Origin of the sequence: Mesorhizobium sp. B2-4-1 (genome assembly GCF_006442185.1) — a bacterium.
Classification (GTDB): Bacteria; Pseudomonadota; Alphaproteobacteria; order Rhizobiales; family Rhizobiaceae; genus Mesorhizobium.
In genome coordinates this window covers 89,871-113,923 of sequence record NZ_VFVN01000005.1, presented here as the reverse complement: position 1 = coordinate 113,923, position 24,053 = coordinate 89,871, and the positions used below count along the sequence as shown (strand labels likewise).

19 protein-coding genes are annotated in these 24,053 nt (G+C 64.1%); 12 read left to right on the top strand and 7 right to left on the bottom strand.

Annotation, left to right across the window (positions count from 1 at the left end; translation table 11 throughout):
• Window positions 1-3 precede the first annotated feature (3 nt).
• The 4 genes from FJ949_RS14885 to FJ949_RS14870 form a co-directional block, all read right to left on the bottom strand.
• A complete protein-coding gene (locus FJ949_RS14885) occupies window positions 4-1,260 on the bottom strand; it encodes an Hsp70 family protein (RefSeq protein WP_140496683.1) in 1,257 nt (418 codons plus the stop codon).
• A gap of 179 nt (window positions 1,261-1,439) precedes the next feature.
• Entirely contained in the window at window positions 1,440-2,228 is a 789-nt protein-coding gene (locus tag FJ949_RS14880; protein ID WP_140496681.1) for a TIGR02186 family protein, read from the bottom strand.
• A complete protein-coding gene (locus FJ949_RS14875; protein ID WP_140496679.1) occupies window positions 2,228-3,151 on the bottom strand; it encodes a sulfite exporter TauE/SafE family protein in 924 nt (307 codons plus the stop codon). The genes FJ949_RS14880 and FJ949_RS14875 overlap by 1 nt, the downstream gene beginning before the upstream one ends.
• A 192-nt stretch (window positions 3,152-3,343) precedes the next feature.
• Window positions 3,344-7,354: a peptidoglycan-binding protein gene (locus FJ949_RS14870; protein WP_140496677.1), complete on the bottom strand. Its 4,011-nt coding sequence runs from the start codon at window positions 7,352-7,354 to the stop codon at window positions 3,344-3,346.
• Between the two features lie 446 nt (window positions 7,355-7,800).
• Here FJ949_RS14870 and FJ949_RS14865 point away from each other — a divergent pair, with 446 nt between their 5' ends.
• From FJ949_RS14865 to FJ949_RS14830, 8 genes are all read left to right on the top strand, one after another.
• Window positions 7,801-8,262, top strand: a complete 462-nt coding sequence (locus tag FJ949_RS14865; protein WP_140497287.1) for a MerR family DNA-binding transcriptional regulator — start codon at window positions 7,801-7,803, stop codon at window positions 8,260-8,262.
• A 262-nt stretch (window positions 8,263-8,524) separates the two neighbouring features.
• Window positions 8,525-10,315 (top strand): acyl-CoA dehydrogenase, encoded by a 1,791-nt coding sequence (locus FJ949_RS14860; protein WP_140496675.1) that lies wholly within the window; start codon window positions 8,525-8,527, stop codon window positions 10,313-10,315.
• A 112-nt stretch (window positions 10,316-10,427) separates the two neighbouring features.
• Window positions 10,428-11,597, top strand: coding sequence for an acyl-CoA dehydrogenase family protein (locus FJ949_RS14855; RefSeq protein ID WP_140496673.1), 1,170 nt, complete (start codon window positions 10,428-10,430; stop codon window positions 11,595-11,597).
• A gap of 31 nt (window positions 11,598-11,628) precedes the next feature.
• Complete coding sequence (locus FJ949_RS14850; protein WP_140496671.1) at window positions 11,629-12,837, top strand: acetyl-CoA C-acetyltransferase; 1,209 nt, start codon at window positions 11,629-11,631, stop codon at window positions 12,835-12,837.
• Between the two features lie 14 nt (window positions 12,838-12,851).
• Window positions 12,852-15,071 carry a 3-hydroxyacyl-CoA dehydrogenase NAD-binding domain-containing protein gene (locus FJ949_RS14845; protein ID WP_140496669.1) on the top strand — a complete coding sequence of 740 codons (2,220 nt, stop codon included), beginning with the start codon at window positions 12,852-12,854 and terminating at the stop codon, window positions 15,069-15,071.
• 64 nt (window positions 15,072-15,135) lie between these two features.
• The gene (locus FJ949_RS14840; protein WP_140496667.1) at window positions 15,136-15,720 is read left to right on the top strand and encodes a thioesterase family protein; all 585 of its coding nucleotides are present in this window, start codon (window positions 15,136-15,138) and stop codon (window positions 15,718-15,720) included.
• Between the two features lie 83 nt (window positions 15,721-15,803).
• Window positions 15,804-16,448, top strand: a complete 645-nt coding sequence (locus tag FJ949_RS14835; RefSeq protein WP_140496665.1) for a helix-turn-helix transcriptional regulator — start codon at window positions 15,804-15,806, stop codon at window positions 16,446-16,448.
• 11 nt (window positions 16,449-16,459) lie between these two features.
• A complete protein-coding gene (locus FJ949_RS14830; protein WP_348640298.1) occupies window positions 16,460-17,311 on the top strand; it encodes a thermonuclease family protein in 852 nt (283 codons plus the stop codon).
• Here FJ949_RS14830 and FJ949_RS14825 read toward each other — a convergent pair.
• Window positions 17,277-18,923 carry a lysine--tRNA ligase gene (locus tag FJ949_RS14825; RefSeq protein WP_140496661.1) on the bottom strand — a complete coding sequence of 549 codons (1,647 nt, stop codon included), beginning with the start codon at window positions 18,921-18,923 and terminating at the stop codon, window positions 17,277-17,279. The genes FJ949_RS14830 and FJ949_RS14825 overlap by 35 nt on opposite strands.
• A gap of 159 nt (window positions 18,924-19,082) precedes the next feature.
• Between FJ949_RS14825 and FJ949_RS14820 the strand changes: the two genes are divergently transcribed.
• Entirely contained in the window at window positions 19,083-19,490 is a 408-nt protein-coding gene (locus tag FJ949_RS14820; protein ID WP_140496659.1) for a tellurite resistance TerB family protein, read from the top strand.
• A 68-nt stretch (window positions 19,491-19,558) separates the two neighbouring features.
• Here FJ949_RS14820 and FJ949_RS14815 read toward each other — a convergent pair whose 3' ends face one another.
• Window positions 19,559-20,410 (bottom strand): transporter substrate-binding domain-containing protein, encoded by an 852-nt coding sequence (locus FJ949_RS14815; protein WP_140496656.1) that lies wholly within the window; start codon window positions 20,408-20,410, stop codon window positions 19,559-19,561.
• 60 nt (window positions 20,411-20,470) lie between these two features.
• Between FJ949_RS14815 and FJ949_RS14810 the strand changes: the two genes are divergently transcribed.
• From FJ949_RS14810 to FJ949_RS14800, 3 genes are all read left to right on the top strand, one after another.
• Complete coding sequence (locus FJ949_RS14810) at window positions 20,471-21,397, top strand: LuxR family transcriptional regulator (protein ID WP_246680010.1); 927 nt, start codon at window positions 20,471-20,473, stop codon at window positions 21,395-21,397.
• 96 nt (window positions 21,398-21,493) lie between these two features.
• A complete protein-coding gene (locus tag FJ949_RS14805; RefSeq protein ID WP_140496654.1) occupies window positions 21,494-22,132 on the top strand; it encodes an acyl-homoserine-lactone synthase in 639 nt (212 codons plus the stop codon).
• 14 nt (window positions 22,133-22,146) lie between these two features.
• Complete coding sequence (locus tag FJ949_RS14800) at window positions 22,147-22,896, top strand: enoyl-CoA hydratase-related protein (protein ID WP_140496652.1); 750 nt, start codon at window positions 22,147-22,149, stop codon at window positions 22,894-22,896.
• A 56-nt stretch (window positions 22,897-22,952) separates the two neighbouring features.
• On the opposite strand, the gene ppk2 is transcribed toward FJ949_RS14800, so the two are convergent.
• Window positions 22,953-23,861, bottom strand: a complete 909-nt coding sequence (gene ppk2, locus FJ949_RS14795) for a polyphosphate kinase 2 (protein ID WP_140496649.1) — start codon at window positions 23,859-23,861, stop codon at window positions 22,953-22,955.
• Between the last annotated feature and the right edge of the window lie 192 nt (window positions 23,862-24,053).

The following is a 24,053-nucleotide window of genomic DNA, read 5'->3' as shown; positions in this document are numbered from 1 at the left end:
ATATCAGCCGAACTTGCGCTGCGCGTCCAGCGAAAGGCCAAGTCCGACCGAGCCGAACATATCGCCCTCGATGACCGAAGCCTGAGGCATCAGCGACAGGATTTTTTGTCTCGCCAGCGGGATCGCGGTGGATCCTCCGGTCAGGAACACGGCGGTGAGGTCGGACGACTTGACCCCGGCGTCGCCGATGGTCTGGCCGACCGTGGCGGCAACGCGCTCGATGTCCCTGGCGATCGTGGCGTCCAGCGCCTTTCGGGTGATCTCGGCGGCGAACTGGACTTCCGGCAGCCTCACCTCGACATCGGCCGAGACCTTGTCGGTCAGCTCGATCTTGGCCCTTTCGACAAGAGCGGCCAGCGCGTGCCCGTACCGGTGCTCGACGATATGGATGAAGCGGTCGACGAGATCGGCGCGCTCGGCCTCGTAGCGGATCTGGCGCAGATGCGTCATCGCCTTGGCCGTGTAGACCAGGTTGATGCGTTGCCATGTGGCAAGATCGATGAAGTAGCTGGCCGGCAGGTTGCGCTTGCCGTCCTTGGTCGGGCTGAGGTAGCCGAGTTCCGGCATCACATGCGCGATGCTGAGCAATCGGTCGAAGTCGGTGCCGCCGATATGGATGCCGCGGCTGGCCAGGATATCGTCCTTGCGGTCAAGCGAGCGGGCACGCTGCGGCGAGACCCTTACGATCGAGAAGTCCGACGTGCCGCCACCCATGTCGATGATCAGCGCCAGTTCCTCGCGCGTCACCTTCTGCTCGTAGTCGAGGGCCGCCGCGATCGGTTCGAACTGGAAGGCGATATGCTTGAAGCCCTGGGCGCGGGCGGCTCCTTCGAGCTCGCTTTGTGCCCTGGCATCGGCCTCGGCGTCGTCGTCGACGAACTGCACCGGCCGGCCGAGTACCACGCTCTCGACGGCGCCGCCGGCATCGTCCTCCAGTCTTTTTCGCAGATGGCCGAGGAACAGGCCGACGATCTCCATGAAGCCGATCGATCGCGCCTTGATGCGCGTCTTTTCCTGCGCGAGCGCGCTGCCGAGCACGCTCTTCAGCGAGCGCATCAGCCGACCTTCGACGCTGTCGGTGTAATTGGCGATTGCGTGGCGGCCGAAACAGGTACGGTTGTCCTCGAAGTTGAAGAACACGGCGCTTGGCAGCGTGACCTCGCCGCCTTCCAGCGCGACGAGGTGCGGCTGGCCGCTCCTGACCACGCCCACGGTGGAGTTGGAAGTGCCAAAATCGATGCCGGCGAATGCTGGTCGCATCGCAGCCTCCTGTCATCTCTGCTAAAGCAGCGGTTCGGCGCCGTCTGTGAAGCGTGCGCTCTCTGTCGTCCGGGGTGATCGGACCGCTCTGCCGAATTGAATTGTGCGTGTTGCCCGGTAGACCGGGAGGTGGCGGTCTATAGCATGATCCGGGAAAGGAAAACCCCTTTGTAGCCGCTTTAGTCCTTGCGGAAGATCAACCTTCCGAGCCAGCCCGTCACCATGGCCAGCGATATGGCGAAGACGCCGTAGAGGAAGGAATAGTCGTGGGCGACACGGAAGATCGACTGTTCGAAACCGGATTTGCGGATCTCGAGCTGGGCCGAGCTCTCCTTGATGAACAGGCCGCTCTTGAACAGGAACGCGCGCGCCTTGTGGGTGCCGACCGGAACGTTCGGCGCCAGCCGCACCGTGGCGCGGAACAGGTTCTGTGACAGGAACTGCACGCCGCCGACATTCTCGCTGTAGAGACCGGTCGCGGCCTTGCGTTCGCGCAACGCCGCGGTGAATTCCTCGATCGTGGCCGGGCTGTCGCCGGCATCGGCCGGCTGCATGTAGAGATTGGAGGCGCCGAGCGACAATTGCCTGTAGCTGTTCGGCTCGGTGATGTCCTGCAACGGCCGCGTCGTCGCCACCGAATAGGACACCGGCACGTTTTCGAAGGTCTCGGATTCCAGGTTGACCCAGACGCCGAGCACCCGGTCCTTGCGGCGCACCACCACCGGCTTGGGTGGACCTTCGAGCACGACGATGATGTCGTAGCGGCCTTGGCGCGCCACCAGCGGATCAGGATTTTCCAGCGAGCCGAAAATGGTCAGGTCGGCCCCGGAAAAGCCGGCGGTGATCGAGACTTTGTCGGTGGAAAGGCCGATCTGGATGCTTTCGGTCGGCGGCGTCTGCGCCTTCGCGGGTGCGGCGGCGATCAATGACAGAAGAGCGGCGGTTGCGAGCGCTTTCAGGCCATTCATCAGTTGAAGCCCGCGCCGGACAGCGAATAAAGATTGGGCGGCGTGACGAAGAGGTCGATGGCAAGCCTTATCGCCACCGCCAGCACCAGCATCGCCAGCAGCGCTCTCAACTGCTCGCCGCGCAGCCGCTGGCCGGCCTTGGCGCCATATTGCGCGCCGGCGACACCACCGGCCATCAAAAGAAAGGCCAGCATCACGTCGACCGTCTGATTGGTGGTGGCGTGGACCAGAGTGGTGTAGGCCGAGGTAAAGATGATCTGGAACAGCGAGGTGCCGATGACGACGTTGGTCGGCACTTTCAGGAGATAGATCAGAGCCGGCACCATGATGAAGCCGCCGCCGACACCCATGATAGACGACAGGAAGCCGATGGCCGCGCCCAGCCCAAGCACTGGGATGACGCTGACAAACAGCTTCGAGGCCCTGAATCGCATCTTCAGCGGCAGGCGGTGGATCCAGTTGTGCTGGCCGGATTTCTTCAGCACCGGTGCCGCGCCGCTGCGCGTGGCGCGCAGCGCATTGATGCTTTCGACCAGCATCAGCCCGCCGACGGTGCCCAGAAGCACGACATAGAGCAGCGAGATGAACAGGTCGAGCTGTCCCAGCCTGCGCAGGAAAGCGAAGACATAGATGCCGCCGGTGGAGCCGACGATGCCGCCGGCAAGCAGCACCCCGCCGAGCTTGAAGTCGAGCGTGCCGCGCTTCATATGCGACAGCGCGCCGGAGAAGGATGAGGCGATGACCTGGTTGGCGCCGGTCGCCACCGCGATTGCCGGTGGGATGTTGTAGAAGATCAGGAGCGGCGTGATGAGAAAACCGCCGCCGACGCCGAACATGCCCGACAGAAAGCCCACCGCAGCGCCCATGGCCAGCAGCACGAAGACGTTGACGGAAATTTCCGCAATCGGGAGATAGATGCCCACCCGTCGGTCTCGATCAGTTTGCCAGTCGGCGAATACCGCCGTTGCGGATAGTATCGCACCGAAAAGCCAATTTTTCCTTGCGCCGAAGCGGCGGCCGGGTCAAACCCCGCCGCCGCGCCGAAACAAAAAACATCTCAAGCAGTTAACAGGCAAATGTGTGGCAGGGGCGTCGCGGATACGACGCTCCTGCCGCTATTTGCGCGCCAGCAACGCCTTGACCAGCTTTTCGTCGACCGCACCGGTCGCAGGCAGCTTGTTGTCGGTCTGGAACGCGACGATCGCGTTCTTGGTCTTCGCGCCCATCACGCCGTCGGCGCCGCCGGCGTCGTAGCCGTTCTTGTTGAGGATGAGCTGGATGTTCTTGACCGCCTTCTTCATATCGATGCTGGCCGTGGTCTGCGGTGTGCCATCTTGCCAGGATTCGGGAATGTCGGCCGAATTGGCGGCCTGATCGAGCGGCTTGGCCTTCCACAGTTCGGTGGCGGCGCGGGCGCGCTCGAGTTGCTCGGGACGCAGCGCGTTGGCGATCTCGTCGCGCTTGGCGGCAGCGTCCTTGTCGCCGGTCTTGGCGACGAGCGCGAACCATTTGTAGGACTCCTCCAGGTTCTGCTTCATGCCGACGCCCTTGGCGGCGAGGATGCCGAGATTGAACTGGCTGTCCTTCACGCCGAGATCGGCGGCCTCCTGGAACCAGTGCGCGGCCGATTCATTGTCGGTCACGCCGTCCGCGGCCATGGCGAACAGCACTGCCAGATTGTGCATTGCGCTGGCGTTGCCCTGCTCGGCGGCGAGCTGGTACCAGGTCTTCGACTTCTTGATGTCGCGCGGGACGCCGATGCCCTTCTCGTAGAAATTGCCGATGCGATACTCGGCCGGAGCGAAGCCGAGTTCCGCGGACTTTTCATACCATTTGGCCGCGGCCGCCATGTCTTCCTTGACGCCGCGCGCCTCGGAATAGCGCGAGCCGATCTCGAACAGCGCCTTGGCGTCGCCGGTGGCTGCGGCGTCGCGCAGGGCGACCGGGCCTGCATCGGCGGGAATGTCGAATTTGGCCGGGGCCGCGGGAGCGCCGGCGGGCACGACGGCGCCGGTGCTGTCATTGGCCATGGCCGGTGCAGCCACTGTCGGTTGGATACCGCTGTCCGCATCCGTCGTTTGCGTTCCGCCGGCAGCAGCGGAAGGGGCCGGAGAAGAAGGAGCCGCTGGACCGGCGGAAATGGGTTCTGCCGAAGCCATCGCGTCGGAGCCTGCCGCACCCGCGCCGGCAGGCATGACGGGAGCCATCGCCGTCGGAGCCCGCTCCGCCGTCGGGCCAGCGTTCGTCGGCCCATCGCCGTCCGACGGCATGGCGAGCGCGGTCTGCGCCACCATGTCGTCCTTGACCGCCGGAGCGGAGGGCTCGGCCTGCCTGACCTCACGGGCCGGTTCGCTGTTCGCTGCCGCCAACTGGGTTTTCGGCTTGGGCGGGCTCGCGGCGTCGACGAATGCGGTTTCCAGCGGTTGCGAGGCAACGGCCGGCGCATCATTGCTTGCCACCTGGGCGGGATCGGCGAGGAACGCCTTGCCAAGCTGCAGGCCGGCAAGCGCCAGCATGATCGCAGCGGCCGCCATCAGAATCGGCTTGCGCCGCGCCTTGAGCAGGTCGCCGATCCTGAGCGCCTTCACCGGTCCCTTCATCGTCGACTGGCGCTTCAAGGCGTCGGCCTCGGCGGCGGCGGCCTGCGCCGCGCGGCGAGCCGCCGCGATGAAGTCCGATTTTGCGGCATCGCTGTCGCTGAGCTTCGCCGGTTGCCCGCGCTCGTCGCGCACGCGCTTCATGATGGCGTTGAGGTCGGGCGCGCCGGAGCCGGGCTCCAGTGGCCGATTGGCCATTTTCGGGTCGAGCGGCTCGTCGAGATCGACGCTCGGGATTTCCGGACCCGGCATCGAGCCCGCCAGCGGCGGAACGTCTGCTTCCTTCTTGCCCTTGAACGCGCGCGCCAAGCCGCCCAGCATCGATTTGCGGCGGCCGGTCGGCTCGCCCTTCCCGGCGATCGGATCGGAACCAAGCGCGGCCATGGCGGCGGCGGCCGCCGCCTCCGCGGGCGAGCGCGCACCCGGCCCGCGTGGCGAAGCGGGCTGGCTGCGCATGATCGCGGCGGCGCGGCCGTCGAGATCGGCCATGTTCCCTGTCAGCGGCATGGGCTCGTCGATATCCATCGACGGAGCGTCCACGGCCATCTTGTCGGCTCGCGCACGGCGCTTGCCGATCGCTTCGTCCGGGCGTGCATCCAGGAGCTCGCTCATCGCCTCGGACGGTTCGCCTGGCTCCAGCGAACCCAGCCTGTCGACGATCTTGAGCAGCGTGTCGTGGATGGCCTCGAACGTTCTCGAGTTACGCTCGTCGGAACGGCGTGTCAGCGTCTCGAGCGTCTTCAGGTCCTGGGCAAGGCCGGAAACCGCCGACGTGTCGGCGCCCGAGCCGGCCAGCGAGCGCACCGCGTTCTCGGCCGCCTCGCGCGCCGCGCCAAGGATGGAGTCGCGCGTTCCCGCCAGCGCCTTCTCGATTTCATTGAGGCGTGGGCTGATGTCCTCGAACTCCGGCAGCGGTGCGCTGGGCCTGGACAGGTGGGCGGACAGGCTGGCGACTTGCGCCTCCAGGCTGCGGATCAGCGCCGGATCGATGCCGGCCACTTGCGCGGCGGACGAGTCCAGGCGGCTCGAAATGTCTTCGAGCCGGCTTTCCAGGCCACGGATCGCGGCTTCGCCGGCGGGGTCGGGAATGCGTGTTTCCATGCGCTTGGCGAGGGCCGTGAAGCGGGCATCGATGGCTTCCATGATGCCGGCGCCGTCGACTTGCGGCATGCGCTGGTCGAGCCGGTCGGCGACCTCGTCCAGTCGGCGCTCAAGGTCGCGGAACAGCATGTTGCCCTGTTCGATGGCGTCGCCCTGGCGCCGTTCCATCATCGACGACAGCACGTCGAAGCGTTGCTCAAGCCCGTGGAAGATATAGTCGGCGTCGGGCATGGCCGGCGCCCGGTCGATCTTGTCGGCGATGAGCGCGATCTGCTTGGCCAGCCGTTCCATCGCCTGCTCGGGCAGGGCGGCGCGGCCGGCGAGTTCGTCGACCCGGCTCGACAGCGTGTTCAGCCGGTCGACGACGGCGTTGCCGGGGTGGTCCTGCGCCACTTCCTCGATCTGCCGGGCGAGCGAATCGATCCGTTTCTCGATGCGCTCGAAGGCTTCATGGTCGAGCGTATTGGCCTGTGCCGCGACGGTCGAGGCGACGATGGCGCGGGAGATCTCGTCCAGCCGCTCGTCGATCATGGCCAGCGTGCTGCCGCCGCGATTGTCCTGCTGGCTGGCGAAATGATCCACGGCGCTGGCCAGCGTGCGGACCTTTTCCTCCAGCGAGCGCAGGGATAGCGATTCCGGCAGGTTGTTGACGGCGTTGCTGATCTGCTCCAGCCGATCGGTCAGGCCCGAAATGGCGGGGTCCGGTGAGCGGTTGCGCTGGTCGGCGTCGACGCGGTCCTCGAAGGCTGTCCAGCGACGATCGAAATCGTCCCAGCGGCGGTCGACCTTCTGCACGCTCTCCTCGCGCGCCAGCGTGTCGAGCGCGGCTTTGACCTGTTCGAGTTCGAGCCGCAGCATGTTGACGCTTCTGTCGTCGCTTTTTTCCGACAGCGTCTTGATGGCGCCGGAAAGCCGCTCGAATTCGAGGCCAAGTTCGGCGCTGCCCTTGCCCGAAGCGCCTGACTTGGCGTTTGCCAGCAGGGCGCGGTCGATGTCCTTGCGCAGCGCCTCGAATTCGCTCTGCAGCCCGGCAGTCATCTGGTGGCGCAATTCCTCGCGCATGCCGCGCAGCTCGCCGGCTATCTTGCCGACCATGGCAACGCTGTCTTCCTGACCGCGGATGCGGTCGATATCGCGGGCAAGGTTCTGGTAGTTCTGGCCGACGGCCGGCGCCGGCATCGGCGCCTGCGGATGCGGCGCGGGCTGCGGATCCTGGTACCAGCGCGGCTGAGCCGAAGGCTGTGCTGCGGGATAGCGCGGTTCGGCGCCATATTGGCGGGGATCGGGACGTGCCATCGTATCCTCGCGCGTCCTCTCTAGCCGCTGTTCCAGCGTCTCCAGCGAGCGGTTCAACTGCTCGAGCGTGGTCTGAGGCCTGCGCTGCCTGCCGGCGTTGAGTGTATCGAGGTAGGACCGCTTGCTGTTCATCGGTGCGTCCGTCTTTCAGATTGGCCGGTTTGCGACCAGCTCCCCAAATCCTCGCCGGAACGAAGGCGGCCGCACCACGGTGGAAGACAAGCTTCCCGGGGTTCACCCGCGCTCCGAAAAACCGTGAAAAATTCGATACAGGATAAACACGGGTAGCCGACATGCGCACAATTCGCCCAACGTGGTAAACAACGCGTTAACCAAGCTTAAGAAGTTGCGACGAAGTTCGCGGTGAACCGGCCGCTGCGGCATAAAGCGCCGCCCGCACAACGCCCTTGCGTCATGAGAGGGCTATCGGTATAGAATTGACGTAAACGTAAAAGGCGCATCAAGCGTGCTGTTTGCGATTTGTTTGTCGAAACCACGGCTGGAAGCACGCCCCCGCTTTCAGTCAGGCATCGCTTGGTCCAGGACCGCGACGCCACAGACGGGGAAAGCCAGTGACCATGAAGCTTATCTCGGCCGGCGAGACCGCGGCCAATACCAACACTATATCCGTCGACTCGGGCGAGGACCTCGTCCGCATCGGCGAAATGGCCAAGAAATATGGCGTGACGCTGCGCACGCTGCGTTTCTACGAAGACAAGGGCCTGCTCAACCCGCAGCGCGACGGTTCAACCCGCCTCTACACGCGCCGCGACAGGGTTCGGCTGAAACTGATCCTGCTCGGCCGCAAGGTCGGGTTCTCGTTGCGCGACGTCAAGCAGATGATGGATCTCTATGATCCCACCGGCTCCAACACCAAGCAGTTGCGGCTGGCATTGGACAAGTCGGAGAAGCAGCTTGCCCGCCTCCAGAAGCAGCGCACGCTCATCGATGACGCCATCAGCGAGTTGAGCACCTCCATGGCTGCCGTCCGGCAGATGCTGGTCGAGCGCTCGGCGCCGCAGGCGAGCGTCGCCGGCTGATTTGGGCCGCCGCCTTGCGGCGCAACATCCATGATCGAAAAAAGCCGTGTGGCGAGCGCCACGCGGCTTTTGTCATTGAGGGTTCCAACACATGTACTGCATCGCGTGCGGTTTGCTGCGGTGCAGGAGAAATTTTGTCGCATCGGCTGAATTGACGTTTACGCAAACGTCAATTTTTGTTATCTCCCGCTGAACACGGGTCCGCATGCCGCCTGACATGAATTCGGGGGTTTCGGATCAGGTCCGCAGGGTGGAGAAGAGCATGCCGATCTACAGGGCGCCGGTGCAGGATACGCTGTTCGTGCTCAACGAGGTGCTGGGCTACCAGCGCCATTCCAATCTCCCCGGCTTTTCTGATGCAACGCCCGACGTGCTGGAGGCGATCCTCGCCGAGGGCGCCAAGCTCGCGGAAAACGTCATGCATCCGCTCAACCGTGTCGGCGACATGGAAGGCTGTGTGCGCCATGACGATGGCTCGGTGACGACGCCGAAGGGCTTCAAGGAAGCCTTCGATCAGTATCGCGAGGGCGGCTGGATGGGGCTGGCGGCGCCCGTCGAGTTCGGCGGCCAAGGCCTGCCCTATGCCGTGCATACCGCCGTGGCCGAGTATATGGTGTCGGCCAATATGTCGCTGATGATGTATCCGGGCCTGACGCAGGGCGCGATCGCGGCGATCATCACCCATGGCACCGACGAGCAGAAAGCCAAATGGCTGCCGAAGATGGTCGAGGGCGCCTGGACCGGCACCATGAACCTGACCGAGCCGCATTGCGGTACCGATCTGGGCCTGCTGCGCACCAAGGCCGTGCCGAATGGCGACGGCACTTACAAGATCTCGGGCCAGAAGATATTCATCTCGGCCGGCGAGCACGACATGGCGGACAACATCGTCCACCTGGTGCTGGCCCGCATCGAGGGGGCGCCCGAAGGGGTGAAGGGCATCTCGCTGTTCATCGTGCCGAAGCTCAAGCTCGATGCTTCTGGCAATCCCGATGAGAGGAACACCGTCTCCTGCGGTTCGATCGAGGAAAAGATGGGCATCCACGGCAATTCGACCTGCGTCATGAATTATGACGAGGCGCAAGGCACGCTGCTGGGCGAGGCCAATGGCGGTCTCAAGGCGATGTTCACGATGATGAACGAGGCGCGGCTCGGCGTCGGCCTGCAGGGGCTTTCGCTGTCCGAGATTGCCTACCAGAACGCCGTCGCCTACGCCAAGGACCGCTTGCAGGGCCGCTCGCTGTCGGGGCCGAAGGCGCCGGACAAGAAGGCCGATCCTATCATCGTCCATCCCGACATCCGCCGCAGCCTGATGACCATGAGAGCCTTCAACGAGGCCGGCCGCGCGCTGGCGCTGTGGACGGCGATCAAGTCGGACATCGCCCATCGCTCCGCCGACGACAAGGACCGCCAGGCGGCCGACGACTACACAGGGCTGATGACGCCGGTGGTGAAGGGCGTGCTCACCGACAAGGGCTTCGATCACGCCGTGATGGCGCAGCAGGTGTTCGGCGGCCATGGCTACATCGAAGAGCACGGCATGAGCCAGTTCGTGCGCGATGCCCGCATCGCCATGATCTATGAAGGCGCCAACGGCATCCAGGCGCTCGACCTCGTCGGCCGCAAGCTGGGTCTGAACGGCGGCCGCGCGGTGCAGTTGTTCTTCAAGGAAGTCGGCGAATTCTGCGAAGAGAACCGCGCCGACGAGAAGATGGCCCCCTTCACCAAGGCATTGAAGAAGAGCCTCAACGATCTTCAGACGGCGACCATGTGGCTGCTGCAGAACGGCATGGCCAAGCCCGACAATGCCGGCGCCGCCTCGACCGACTACATGCATCTCTTCGGCCTCGTGGCGCTCGGCTATATGTGGGCGCAGATGGCCAGGGCCGCCCAAGGCAAGCCGGGCGCCAACGGCGCGTCGTCCTTCTACGACAACAAGCTGGTGACGGCGCGCTTCTTCATGGAGCGGATCATGCCGGAAACCGCGACGCGTCTCGCCCGCATCTCCAGTGGCGCCGATACGTTGATGGCACTGCCGGCGGAAGCGTTCTAGAAATGGTCCCTCTCCCTTTGAGGGGAGGGCGGTCCAGAGGGGCCGGGAGGGGGCGCCGCGACAGTGCGCGGATCTCAATTTCGATGGCAGACCTTGGGAGGAAGATCATCGCATGACCAACCCAGCCGAAATCCTTGGCCTGCCGAAGCCCGCCTGGGCGGCGGACGAGGTCGGCATGCTCTACGACATGGCGCACCGCTTCATGTCCGAAGAGATCGCGCCGCGTTACGACGAGTTCGAGAAGAACGAAATGGTCGACCGCGAGAGCTGGCTGAAGGCCGGTGCCGCCGGCCTGCTCTGCGCCTCAATGCCGGAGGAATATGGCGGATCGGGCGGCACCTTCGCCCATGAGAGCGCCATCATCGAGGCCATCGGCCATGTCGGCGTCGACGGCTTCGGCATCGGTCTGCACAATTCGATCGTCGCCCCCTACATCCTCCACTACGGCTCGGAGGAGCAAAAGAAGAAATGGCTGCCGAAGCTCGCCACCGGCGAACTGATCGGCGCCATCGCCATGACGGAGCCCGGCGCCGGCTCCGACCTGCAAGGCGTCAAGACGCGGGCCGAGAGGGACGGCAACCAATACAAGATCAATGGCTCCAAGACTTTCATCACCAATGGCCAGCTCGCCAATTTCATCATCGTCGTCACCAAGACCGATCCGGACAAGGGCGCCAAGGGGACTTCGCTGATCGTCGTCGAGACCGACGAGGTCGACGGCTTCGAGCGCGGCCGCAACCTCGACAAGATCGGCTTGAAGGCCAATGACACATCGGAGCTGTTCTTCAACGATGCGCGTGTGCCGACCTCCAACCTGCTCGGCCACGAGGAGGGACAAGGCTTCATCCAGCTCATGCAGCAATTGCCGCAGGAGCGTTTGCAGATCGGCACAGGCGCGATTGCCATGGTCGAGCGCGCGCTGGCGCTGACCATCGAATACGTCAAGGAGCGCAAGGCGTTCGGCAAGGCGGTCATCGATTTCCAGAACACCCAGTTCAAGCTGGCCGAACTGAAGACCGAGGCCACGATCGGCCGCGTCTTCTACAATGATTGCGTGGCGCGCCACATCGATGGCGGTCTCGATCCGGTGACGGCGTCGATGGCCAAGTACTGGCTTTCCGACCTGCAGGGCAAAGTCGTCGACGAATGCCTTCAATTGCATGGCGGCTATGGCTACATGAATGAATATCCGATCGCCCGCATGTTCCGCGACGCCCGCGTCCAGCGCATCTATGGCGGCACCAACGAGATCATGAAATTGCTGATCGGCCGCTCGCTCTGAGCATCGGTCGGCAAACCCAAGGAGCAGGAAAATGGCCGAAGCTTACGTCTATGACGCCGTTCGCACGCCGCGCGGCAGGGGCAAGAAGGATGGCTCGCTGCACGAAGTGCCGGCAGTGCGGCTCGCCGCCAGGACGCTGGAGGCGCTGCGCGACCGCAACGGGCTCGACACTGCAACTGTCGACGACATCATCTTCGGTTGTGTCGACCCGGTCGGCGAGGCGGGGTCGGTCATTCCGCGCGCCGCGGCCTTCGAGGCCGGCTACGCGACCTCGGCGCCCGGCATGCAGATCTCGCGCTTCTGCGCCTCCGGCCTCGACGCCATCAATTTCGGCGCCGCCAAGATAGCCCAGGGCGCCGATGAGATCGTCATTGCCGGCGGTGTCGAATCGATGTCGCGCGTCGGCATGGGCGCCTCGGGTGGCGCCTGGTTCATGGACCCTTCGGTCGGCCTGCCCGGCTGGTTCGTGCCGCAAGGTATTTCGGCCGACCTGATCGCCACAAAATACGGCTTCAGCCGGGACGATGTCGACGCCTACGCCGTCGAGAGCCAGAAGCGCGCGGCAAAATCCTGGGCCGATGGCCGCTTCAAGAATTCGGTGATTCCGATCAAGGATCAGAATGGCCTCACCATCCTCGACCATGACGAGCATATGCGCCCATCGACCGACATGCAGTCGCTGGCCTCGCTCAATCCCTCCTTCGTCACGCCCGGCGAAATGGGCGGCTTCGACGCCGTCGCGGTGCAGAAGCATCCGGAAGTGGAGGAGGTCAATCACGTCCACCATGCCGGCAATTCGTCGGGCATCGTCGATGGCGCGGCGGCCGTGCTGCTCGGTTCGAAGAGGGCCGGCAAGGCCATGGGCCTGAAACCGCGCGCGCGCATCCGCGCCTTCGCCAACATCGGCTCCGAGCCGGTGCTGATGTTGACCGGCCCCGTTGACGTCACCGAGAAGCTGTTGAAGCGCGCCAAGATGAAGCTGTCGGACATCGATCTGTTCGAGCTCAACGAGGCCTTCGCCTCCGTGGTGCTGCGCTACATGCAGGCCTTCGATATCGAGCACGACAGGATCAACGTCAATGGCGGCGCCATCGCCATGGGCCATCCGCTGGGCGCCACCGGCGCGATGATCTTCGGCACCGTGCTGGACGAGCTCGAGCGCCGCGATCTCAACACCGCGCTGGTGACGCTGTGCATCGGCGCCGGCATGGGCACCGCAACCATCATCGAACGCGTCTGACGGGGAGAGAAACGATGAGCTACACCAATTTCACCCTCGACATCGACGCCGACGGCATTGCGCTGGTCACCTGGAACATGCGGGACCGCTCGATGAACGTCTTCACCGAGGAGGTGATGCGCGAGCTGAACGCCATCGTCGATAAGGTGGCGGGCGACGCCGCCATCACGGGCGCGGTCATCACCTCCGGCAAGGATACGTTCTCAGGCGGCGCCGACATCACCATGCTCCAGAAGATGCTGACGACCTTCGCGGTTGAAAAGGGCAAGGATCTCGAAAAGGCCACCAGGGCGCTGTTCGAAAACGCCGGCACCATGACCGGCCTGTTCCGGAAGCTGGAGACGTCGGGCAAGCCGTGGGTTTCGGCAATCAACGGCACCTGCATGGGCGGTGCATTCGAAATGTCGCTGGCCTGCCATGGCCGCGTCGCCGCCGATTCCGACAAGGTGAAGATGGCGCTCCCCGAGGTGAAGATCGGTATTTTCCCGGGCGCCGGCGGCACCCAGCGGGTGCCGCGTCTCACCGACCAGCAGCAGGCGCTGCAAATGCTGACCTCCGGCCAGAACCTGTCGCCGCAGAAGGCGAAGTCGATGGGCCTGATCCACGAGATCGCCGAGCCGGCCAAGCTGGTCGAGACTGCGAAGGCCATGATCAGGAACGGCCTCAAGCCGGTAGCGCCGTGGGATGAGAAGGGATTCAAGTTGCCCGGCGGTCCGGTCTATTCGGCGGCGGGCGCCAATCTGTGGCCGCCGGCCATCGCCATCCTGCGCCGCGAGACCTATGGCAATTATCCGGCCGCCGCGGCGATCCTGAAATGCGTCTATGAGGGCCTGTTGGTGCCGTTCGACACCGCGCTCAGGATCGAACAGCGCTATTTCACGGAGATCATGCAGACCAAGGAAGCGGCGGCGATGATCCGCTCGCTGTTCGTGTCGTTGCAAGAACTCAACAAGGGCGCGCGCCGCCCGGCCGGCGTGCCGGAAACCAGGTTCAAGAAGATCGGTATTCTCGGCGCCGGCTTCATGGGCGCCGGTATCGCCTATGTCACGGCCAAAGCCGGCATTCCGGTGGTGCTGCTCGACCGCGACATGGAGTCCGCCGAGAAGGGCAAGGCCCATTCGGATGGCCTGATCTCGGATCAGGTGAAGAAGGGCCGTGCCAAGCCTGAGGACAAGGACAGGCTCCTGTCGCTGATCACGCCGACATCGGACTATGCCGACCTTGCCGGCTGCGATCTCGTGGTCGAGGCGGTGTTCGAGGATTCCGCGGTGAAGAAAAGCGCCACCGAACAGGCGGAAGCGGTGCTGAAGTCGTCGGCGGTCTTGGCGTCGAACACCTCGACCATTCCGATCACCGCCCTGGCCAAGAATTCGGCGCGGCCGAAGAATTTCATCGGCATCCATTTCTTCTCGCCCGTCGACAGGATGATGCTGGTCGAAATCATCCTTGGCAAGAAGACCGGTGACAAGGCGCTGGCCACCGCGATCGACTTCGTGCGCGCCATCAAGAAAACGCCGATCGTCGTCAACGATACGCGCGGTTTCTACGTCAACCGCTGCGTCCTGCGCTATATGTCGGAAGCCTACAAGATGTTGATCGAGGGCGTTCCGGCGCCGATGATCGAGAACGCCGCCAAGGCCGCCGGCATGCCGGTCGGCCCGCTGGCGCTGACCGACGAGACGGCCATCGACCTCGCCCAGAAGATCATGAAGCAGACCATCAGGGATCTCGGCGACAAGGCGGTCGACCCGAAGCAGATGGCGCTGATCAACACCATGGTCGACGACCACGGCCGCTTCGGCCGCAAGAACGGCAAGGGCTTCTATGACTATCCGGCCAAGCCGGCCAAGAAGAAGCTGTGGCCGGGCCTTAGGGAGTTCTATCCGCAGCTCAAGCCGGAGAAGGTCGACTATGCGGAATTGCAGCAGCGCCTGCTGGTCACCATCGCGTTGGAAGCGGCTCGGGTGATGGAGGAGGGCATCGTCACCGATCCGCGCGAGGCCGATGTCGGCTCGATCCTGGCCTTCGGCTTCGCGCCCTATACGGGCGGCGCGCTGTCCTACATCGACGGCATCGGCGCCGGGCAGTTCGTCAAGATCGCAAAGGGCTTGCAGAAGAAATACGGCGCCGAGTTCAAGGTGCCCAGGCTGCTGCTCGACATGGCCGAAAAGGGCGAGACTTTCTACCAGCGCTTCGACCCCTACGCGAAGGGCGACGTGAAGCAGGCGGCCTGAGCGTGGTCGGAATCAAAGGTGCCGCGGCGTCCCTTGCGCGTCCGAAAAGACGCGCCGCGCCGTAATGTATGTCTGGGGGCGCCTTGCGCGTATGATGGCCACGGCGGGCAGCCGTGGCTCCTACCAGATGGGTGATGAAAGCCGGTTGGCCTTTCGCTGCCTGCCGACGGACATCGATTTCAACCGCCATCTCAACAATGCCCGCTATATGATGCTGGCGGACCTTGGCCGCATCGATATCTTCATCCGCGCCGGCCTCATCACTCTGGCGAGAACGAATGGCTGGGCGCCGATGATCGGCGGGCTGCAATCGGCCTATGTGCGTGAGATCAAACTGTGGCGGCGTTTCGAAGTGGTGTCTTCGATCGAGACCTGGGAAGGCAGCCAGGTCATCGGCAAGCACCGTTTCGTCCTCGACAATGGCGAGACCGCCGCATTGATCATGACGACAGCCGGCGTCTACGACCGCGCCGCCCGGCGCTTTCTCGATATTGACGAGGTCGTCGCCGCGCTTGGCCGCTCCGCCCAGCCGCGTCCGCCCAGCGAAGCCGAGCGGGCGTTCATGGCCTCGCACCGGAACCTCCGCGAGCAGGCCAAGCGGATCGGTGACCCGGGAACCGGAATTGGCGCGGCCAGCAGGAAGATGTGATGCGATGCCACAGCCGGTGGACAAACCTTCATTCGAAGACTAGAAAGGAAAGGCATTTTTTCCTTTTTGCAAGGAGAGCGGAATTGCTCTCGCATGACCGTGTTTGGGCCGCCATCGACGCTCTGGCCGAGCGGTATTCGCTCTCGGCTTCCGGCTTGGCGAAGCGGGCCGGCCTTGATTCGACTGCCTTCAACAAGTCGAAGCGACTGTCGTCGGACGGCAGGCCACGCTGGCCCTCGACCGAATCGCTGGCCAAGATCATCGAGGCGACGGGCGCTTCGCTCGACGAATTCACCGGGCTGATAGAAGGTCGGGCCGGCCACGGCGCGATGCCCGCCCGCGGGCGTGCCGTTCCGCTGCTCGGCTTTGCCCAGGCCGGCGCCGGCGGGTTTTTCGACGATGCCGGCTTCCCGGCCGGTCAAGGCTGGGATCTGGTGGAACTGCCGGCGCAATCGACCGAGAGTTCCTATGCGCTTCAGGTGCAAGGCGATTCAATGCTGCCGCTCTACCGCAATGGCGACGTGCTCATCGTCGAGCCGGCAGCCCTCATCCGCAAGGGCGATCGCGTCGTCGTCAAGACGACGGGCGGCGAGGTGATGGCCAAGGTGCTCGATCGCCAGACCGCCAGGTCGATCGCACTGGTTTCGCTCAATCCCGATCATCCGGACCGCGACATTCCCATGCGCGAGGTTGAATGGGTGGCGCGGATCGTCTGGGCAAGCCAATAGGGTGCGGGCTGGTGCGGCTTCCTCATCTTGTCCTTGCGGTTCTGATGGTCCCTGGAATGGCCGCGCTGGTAGTCGCCGGCGGCCGCGCGCTGAAGAGCGGCGAAGCTGCCGTCGCGGTGGAACAGATCGATCCGAGCGCCGATACGGTCTCTCAGCCAGGCACCGACGGCGTGCCGGAGGAGCCGGCCACATCGGCCATTGCCGCTCCGCCGCCCCCCGCCGCTAGCCCGCACTCGCGTGCGATCGATCCCCAAGTCGTGGCGCCGCCGGAGCTTCCCAGCAAGGAGCTGGAGCGGGTGGAGCCGCGCGCGCCGTTGAGCAAGCTGGCGCTGGCCATGCCGCCCAAGCCGAAAATGCCGGACGACTGGAAAGGGACGAAGCTGTTCCAGCCGGTCGCGCCCGCCGCCGGACTGATCGAGGCGAAGGGCTATTCTGTCGCGGTTTCCGGCGTCGACATTGTCGGGCAGGACGAGACCTGCACCTCGGACGGTAAATCCTGGCCCTGCGGCGTCCGCGCGCGCACGGCGTTCCGCGCCTTCCTGCGCGGCCGGGCGGTGGTCTGCGCCGTGCCGCCGGAAGGCGGCCGCGACCTGATCGCCGCCGACTGCCGGATCGGCAAGCAGGATGTCGGCCGATGGCTGGTCGAGAACGGCTGGGCGCGCGCCGCCAAAGGCGGCCCTTACGTCGAAGTCGGGGAAAAAGCGCGCAGCGAAAGGAAAGGCATTTTCGGATCGGCGCCAAGCCTTTCAGGCGTGCCTTCGATGCCGGCCGCGCGCGCCCCGGCGCCGCAAGCGCCGGGCTCGATCTTGGAAGAGGTCGGCGGCATTCTCAAGCCAGCTGACCAGCCAACGCCTTCTGAATGAGCCCGCGCGTCTCGGCGATGCCGTAGAGTGCCGCGAACGAGCCGAAGCGCGGTCCGCGCTCCTGCCCGATCAGCACCTGGTACATCATCTGGAAGAAGGCGCCCGAAACGCCCGGACCACCTTCGGGGCTCTTCTTGGAATGATCCTGATAGCGTTCCACCTTGCGGGCGACGTTGAGCGCGGCGTTCTGGATCGCCTCGCCGTCCGAGCCCGCCGGCAGGGCGCCAAGCGCCTGATCCAACGCTTCCAGCGCCTCCCGCTCGACGTCGTCGGGCGCGCGGAAGGTCTTCGTCGGCTTCACGAAATCGTCGAAATAGCGGATCGCATAACCCGTCAGCCTGTCGAGCTCAGGGTGGGTCGCCGGCGTCACGCCCCGGACATGGCGCGAGATGAAGCCCCACAGCACGTCCTTATTCTGCGCATTGGAGGCGCTGACCAGGTTGAGCAGCAGCGAGAACGGCACGGGCATGTCGATGGCGGGCGGATTGCCGTCGTGCATGTGCCAGACCGGGTTGCCCAGCCGTTCCTTCCAGTCCTGCCTCCGATAGGCTGCAAGGAAGGTGTAATATTCGTCCACGGCCCGCGGGATGACGTCGAAATAGAGCTTCTTGGCCTGTCGCGGCCGCTGGTACATATAGAGTCCCAGGCTCTCCGTCGGCGCGTAAGTCAGCCATTCGTCGATGGTCAGCCCATTGCCCTTGGATTTGGAGATCTTCTGGCCGTTCTCGTCCAGGAACAGCTCGTAGACGAAATGTTCCGGCGCGTGCCCGCCGAGGATGTTGCAGATGCGGTCATAGACCACCGCATTGGTCTGATGGTCCTTGCCGAACATCTCGAAATCGACGCCAAGGGCCGCCCAGCGCATGCCGAAATCGGGCTTCCACTGCAGCTTCACCTTGCCGCCGGTAACCGGAAGCGTGGTCTCGGTACCGTCATCGTCGAAGGTGATGGTGCCCGCCCTGGCATCGACATGCTTCATGGGAACGTAGAGCACGCGGCCGCTCTTCGGCGAGATCGGCAGGAACGGACTGTAGGTCGCCTGCCGCTCCTCGCCAAGCGTCGGCAGCATCACCGCCATGATCTGGTCGTAGCGTTCGGCCGCGCGCAACAGCATCGCGTCGAAGCGGCCGGTCTTGTAGTACTGCGTCGCGCTGGCGAACTCGTAGTCGAAGCCGAACGTGTCGAGGAAGCGGCAGAGCATCGCGTTGTTGTGGTCGGCGAAACTCGCATAATCGCCGCCGAAAGGGTTGGGCACCGAAGACAGCGGCTTGTGCAGGTGCGGCTCCAGCGCCGCGCGATCCGGCACGCTGTCGGGTATCTTGCGCATGCCGTCCATGTCGTCGGAAAAGCACAGCAGCTTGGTGGCGACCTTGTCCTGCGTGATGACGCGGAAGGCATGCCGCACCATCGACGTGCGCGCCACCTCGCCGAACGTGCCGATATGCGGCAGGCCGGACGGGCCATATCCGGTTTCGAACAGCACCGTTTGCGGGAGTTCGCGGCCCTTGTAGCGCTCAATGATCTTGCGAGCTTCCTCGAACGGCCACGCCTTGCTTTCGGCCGCCGCCGTCAGCACTTCGGGATTGAGATCGATGATGTTTGATCCCGCCATGTCACTGTTTTCCAAATTAGACGCCGGCAAAGCCGCAAGTGAGGATTTTCAACCGGTCTCTATGCGCGCCTGACCGGAGCGTCAACGAGCGCGGCGCTTTTTCCTTGCAGCGCAGGGAACGCGTTCCTACCTTCGCAGCCCGTATCGAGGAGTTGTTGAATGCCGACCCCGCATGAAGCGCTGATCTACCTGATGGTCATCACCTCCGCCTCCGACCGCGACATGACGGATGTCGAGCTGGCGCGGATCGGCGAGGTCGTCCGCTCATGGCCGGTATTCGAGGATTTCGACCACGACCGCCTGGTTGGCGTCGCCCAAGCCTGCCAGAAGAAGCTGCATGAAAAGGGCGGGCTGGAGGGTGTCCTGGCAAGCGTGGCCGAGGCCCTGCCGGAGCGCCTGCGCGACACCGCCTATGCGGCCGCTTTCGAGGTCGCGGCCGTCGATCTCGAAATGCGGATGGAGGAGGTGCGGGTGCTCCAACTCATTCGCCTCAAGCTCGATCTCGACACGCTGACCGTCGCGGCGATCGCCCGTGCGGCCAAGGCGCGCCTGCGCACGCTGACCTGAGCGGCGACACTCAACCGACCGGAAGAAACTGATCGGGACCGGATCAGAAAAAGCTGACCGGGACCGGATCAGAAGAAACTGACCGGGAAATAGCGCAGGTAGAACTCGGCGAACGTGCCTTTCAGCGAAATCTCCTGCAGCGCGTAGTCGAGAGCGGCGGCCAGCGCCGGGTCATCGGATCGGGCGGCGACGGCCATGCCCGAACCCAGATATTCCGGCGCCAGATAAGGTCCGCCGGCAAAGCGGCAGCAGCCGGCCGCATCCGAACCGCCCAGCCAGAAGGCGAAACGCATGCCGTCGCCGAAGGCGGCATCGATCTTGCCGGCCTTGAGGTTGGCGTAGAGGTCTTCCGGCCTGTCGAAGGTGACGACCTGAACGGTGTTGAAATAATCGCGCAGCATGCGCTCATGCGCCGAGCCTGATATCACGCCGACACGCTTGCCGCGCAGCTTGGCGAACAGCGGCTCGGTCAGCGCCTCGCCCTTCGGCATGATGAAGCGCGCCGGAAATTGCAGGTAGGACCGCGAGAAGGCGTATGTCTGGCGTGACTGCGGCGTCGCGGCGATGCCGGCGATGATCGCTTCGCCTTCGCCTTTCTCAAGCGCTCCTTCGAGCTCGGCCCAGGGCAATGCCTGGATCTGACATTTGTCGACGATGCCGAGCTCGGCGCAGATGGCGCGCGCCAGGTCGATGTGGAAACCGGACAGCTTTCCCGCGGCGTCCAGGAAGTTGAAGGGCGGGAAATCGGTGGTGGTCAGGAACCGCAGCCGCGGCAGTGCGGAGAGATCCGGTTTCGGTAGCCGCTCCTTGGCATCCCACAGCACCGGCACCTGCGGCTCGGCCGCGCGCGCGCGCTCACCCAACGCCAGCGACGCGATCAGCATCGACGCAAGGACGAGAGACCTCCGCTGGAACGCCATGATAAACTTCCACCGCACCTGTGTTCGCATCGGTTCTGGTACGAAAATAGTACAGGCACAATGCTTTTTGATTTCAACGCGTCGATTTCAGGATATGCTTTAGCAGGTTTGCAAACAGCGGTGGCTGCCCGGGTGGGGACCAGGGTCGAGAACCACAACCACAAGGCAACGCTTTGCAATCCCTGGTCGGTGGCGAAGTGCCAACAAGGCACGGATCATCGATTTCAACGAGGCAACATGGGGTTTGATGTTGCGATGGGTCAGTTCGATCGCACGCTGGAATACATAGATCACCTGCAGCAAGCCGGAACGGCGGCTGCGGTTTGCGAGAGGCTGTTGGGCATAACGTCGGATTTTGGCCTGACCGCTCTGATGGCGGGCACCGTACCGCAACCGGGCACGCCGACCGGCCAGCAAAAGCAGCATGTGCTGCTTTGCGACTGGCCTGTCGAATGGTTGGAGCGCTACGTGGCGCGCAACTATGTCGATCACGACCCGATCGTCAGCCACATGAAACAGTTGCAGGCACCGTTCCAGTGGCGGGAAGCGGCCCAGGGCGTTAGCATCGACAGAAGCAGCGGCGAAGTGATGGGCGACGCCGTCGTGTTCAAGCTGCGCGACGGGCTGGCCTTCCCGCTGATCACGCTCGACGGCCAGATCGTCATGGTGTCACTGGGTGGCGAGGCCGTGGAACTGTCCGCCGCCGAGTTCGGCCTGGTGTCGCTGGTGTCGACCTATGCGGTGGGCCGGGCCATGCAGCTTCACACGAAGGCCAGCAAGACCATCGATAATGTCGAGCTGACGCCGCGCGAACGCGAATGCCTGCAATGGGCCGCCGTCGGCAAGTCCGAATGGGAGATTTCGCAAATCCTCGGCATCTCCGAACACACGTCGGAGAAACACCTCCTTAACGCCAAAAGCAAACTCGGCGCCGTCAACCGCGTACAGGCAGTCGCTGAAGCGTTAAGGCGCGGCTATATTAGTTAGGTCGGCCGGGTCGGCCTAGAAATTCCTGCCTACGTGATCGCGTAATTTTCTTGCGAGGGCACGGCCGTATCTTCCTCTTGAACAGGAGACGGCAAAATGATTTTTTCCCTTACAACAAAAGAACTGATGGAACATCCCGATCTGTGGGAGGCCGTGCATCGGCTGCGCTACAGGATTTTTGTCGAGGAAATGGGGTGGGAGGACCTGCGGCGCCCCGATGGATTCGAGATCGACCAGTTCGATCATGACGAAGCGGTGCATCAGATCGTCATCAGAGGCAACGAGGTCGCGGGCTATCAGAGGATGTTGCCGACCACGCGGCCGCATCTGCTAACGGAGGTGCTGGCCGATCTTTCCGTGGGAACGCCGCCGTCGGGTCCGAACATCTGGGAACTGACCCGCTATGCGGTCGCTCCCGGCTTTCGCGACGGCCGCCGAGGCGTTTCGACCGTCGGTACCGAGCTCATTGCCGGCTTCGTCGAGTGGGGGCTGAAGCGCGGCGTCGACAAGGTGATCATCGAGTTCGAGCCGATGTGGGTGCTGCGCGCGCTGCAGCTGCATTTCCTGGCCACGCCGCTGGGCTATCAGCGCACCTATGGCAACCAGCAGGTCGTCGCGACGCTGCTCACCTTCAATGAGCACACGCTGGATGTGGTGCGTTCGCGCCGCAATCACCACGCTCCCGTTCTGGCCAGGGGATATCCCGATATGTTCGGGCAAAGGCGGGCGTCATGAGATCGGAAACGGCCATGAACGCGCACCCGCAACCCGAACTGCGCAACCACACGCTGATCGTCACGGTCTCGTCGACCGACGGCCGGCCGGTGCTCGACAGAAGGGCCTATGAAAGCCTGGCCAGGACATTTCACGAAGCCGCCGACAATGACGATGTGCGTGTCGTCGTGCTGCGCGGTCTGGCGGGCTGCTTCTGCCTCGGCGGCGATTTTTCCGAATTTCTCGACGCTACCAAGCACCAGAAGCTGATCGCCGCCGTCACCGACATGTTCCGCACGCTGGCGACGTTCCCCAAACCCATACTGGCCTGTGTCGACGGCGATGCGGTCGGCGTTGGCTGCACCATCCTGTTCCATTGCGACATGGTGATCGCGTCCGCCGAAAGCACGTTCCGGGTGCCGTTCGTCGATTTCGGCCTAGTGCCGGATGCCGCGACCAGCATCCTGGCGCCGCAGAAGCTCGGCTACGCCGGCGCCTTCCGCTTTTTCTGCCTCGGCGACACGCTGCGCGCCGACGACGCCAGGGCGCTCGGGCTGGTCGCCGAGATTGTCTCCGAAGGCAGCGTCGAGGAGGCAACCCTCGGCCGGGCAAGGCAGCTCGCCAGGAAGCCGGTCGCCGCGCTGCTGCAGACGCGGGGCCTGCTCAAGGGGAACCCCGCGGAACTTTGCGAACGCATCGATCAGGAGATCTCGCTGTTCCAGCAGGCGCTGCAGGACGACACCACGCTGCGGCGGCTGCAGCGGATTGCCCGGTTGGCGGCCTGAGCGTCGCGCCGAAGGCGTTGCGCCACGCGGTCCAGTGCCGCGTGGCGCAGGCACCGTCAGTCCTGTTTTGCCAGGAATGACGGCCCTTCGCCGATGATTTTCTTGTCTTCCTTGCCTATGATGTCGAGGTCGCGGCCGTCATAAGGCAGCGACAGGAGGATGCGCCGCATCACCGCCAGCCGCGCGCGGCGCTTGTCGTTGGCACGCACGATGATCCACGGAGCGAATTCCTTGTGGGTGCGCTCGAACATGGTATCGCGCGCCCTGGTGTAATCGTCCCACTTGGTAATGCCGGCAATGTCGATCGGCGAAAACTTCCAGCTCTTCAGCGGACTGTGGCGGCGATCGTGAAATCGCTCGAGCTGCGTTTCCCGGCCGATGTTCAGCCAGAATTTGAAGAAGTGGATGCCGTCATTGACGATCATCCTTTCGAAGTGCGGTGTCTCGTCGAGAAACTTCTCGTGCTGTTCTGGCGTGCAGAAGCCCATCACCGGTTCGACGCCGGCGCGGTTGTACCAGGAACGGTCGAACGTGACGAATTCGCCCGCGGTCGGGAAGTGGTCCGCATAACGCTGGTAGTACCATTGCCCCAGCTCGGTCGGCGTCGGCTTGGTCAGCGCCACGTTGCGTGCCGTGCGCGGATTGAGGTACTGGCGCAGGACGAAAATCGTGCCGCCCTTGCCGGCCGCGTCGCGGCCCTCGAACAGCGCCATCATCCGCCTGCCTGTCGACTGCAGCCACGCCTGCGCCTTGACCAGCTCGATCTGCAATGCCTCGAGCGTCTCGTCATATTCGTCGCTTTTCATCTTCTTGTCGTAGGGATAGCCGCCCGCGGTCAGCTTGCGCTCCTCGATCCAGTCCGGCAGTGCTGGATTCTCGATGTCGAACTCCCGCTCCTTGCCGTTGATCCTGAGCTTCAGCGGCCCCGGGGTCGGCGCGGCGGTGTTTTCCTTGGCTTTTTTCATCGAGACGAACCTTTCCAGCTTACGGACTCGTGCTATTGAGCCATTGCAGTGCCGCGCGCCGCTTCAGACGCAAAGGGCGCTGCACTTTTGGATTTTGCGCATGATCCTTTCCGAAAATCGATTCTGATTTTTCGGCGTCATGCGCCAGGCCGGTCCAGCGAAATTGCCGGACCGGGAGCGGGGCGCAGGCGC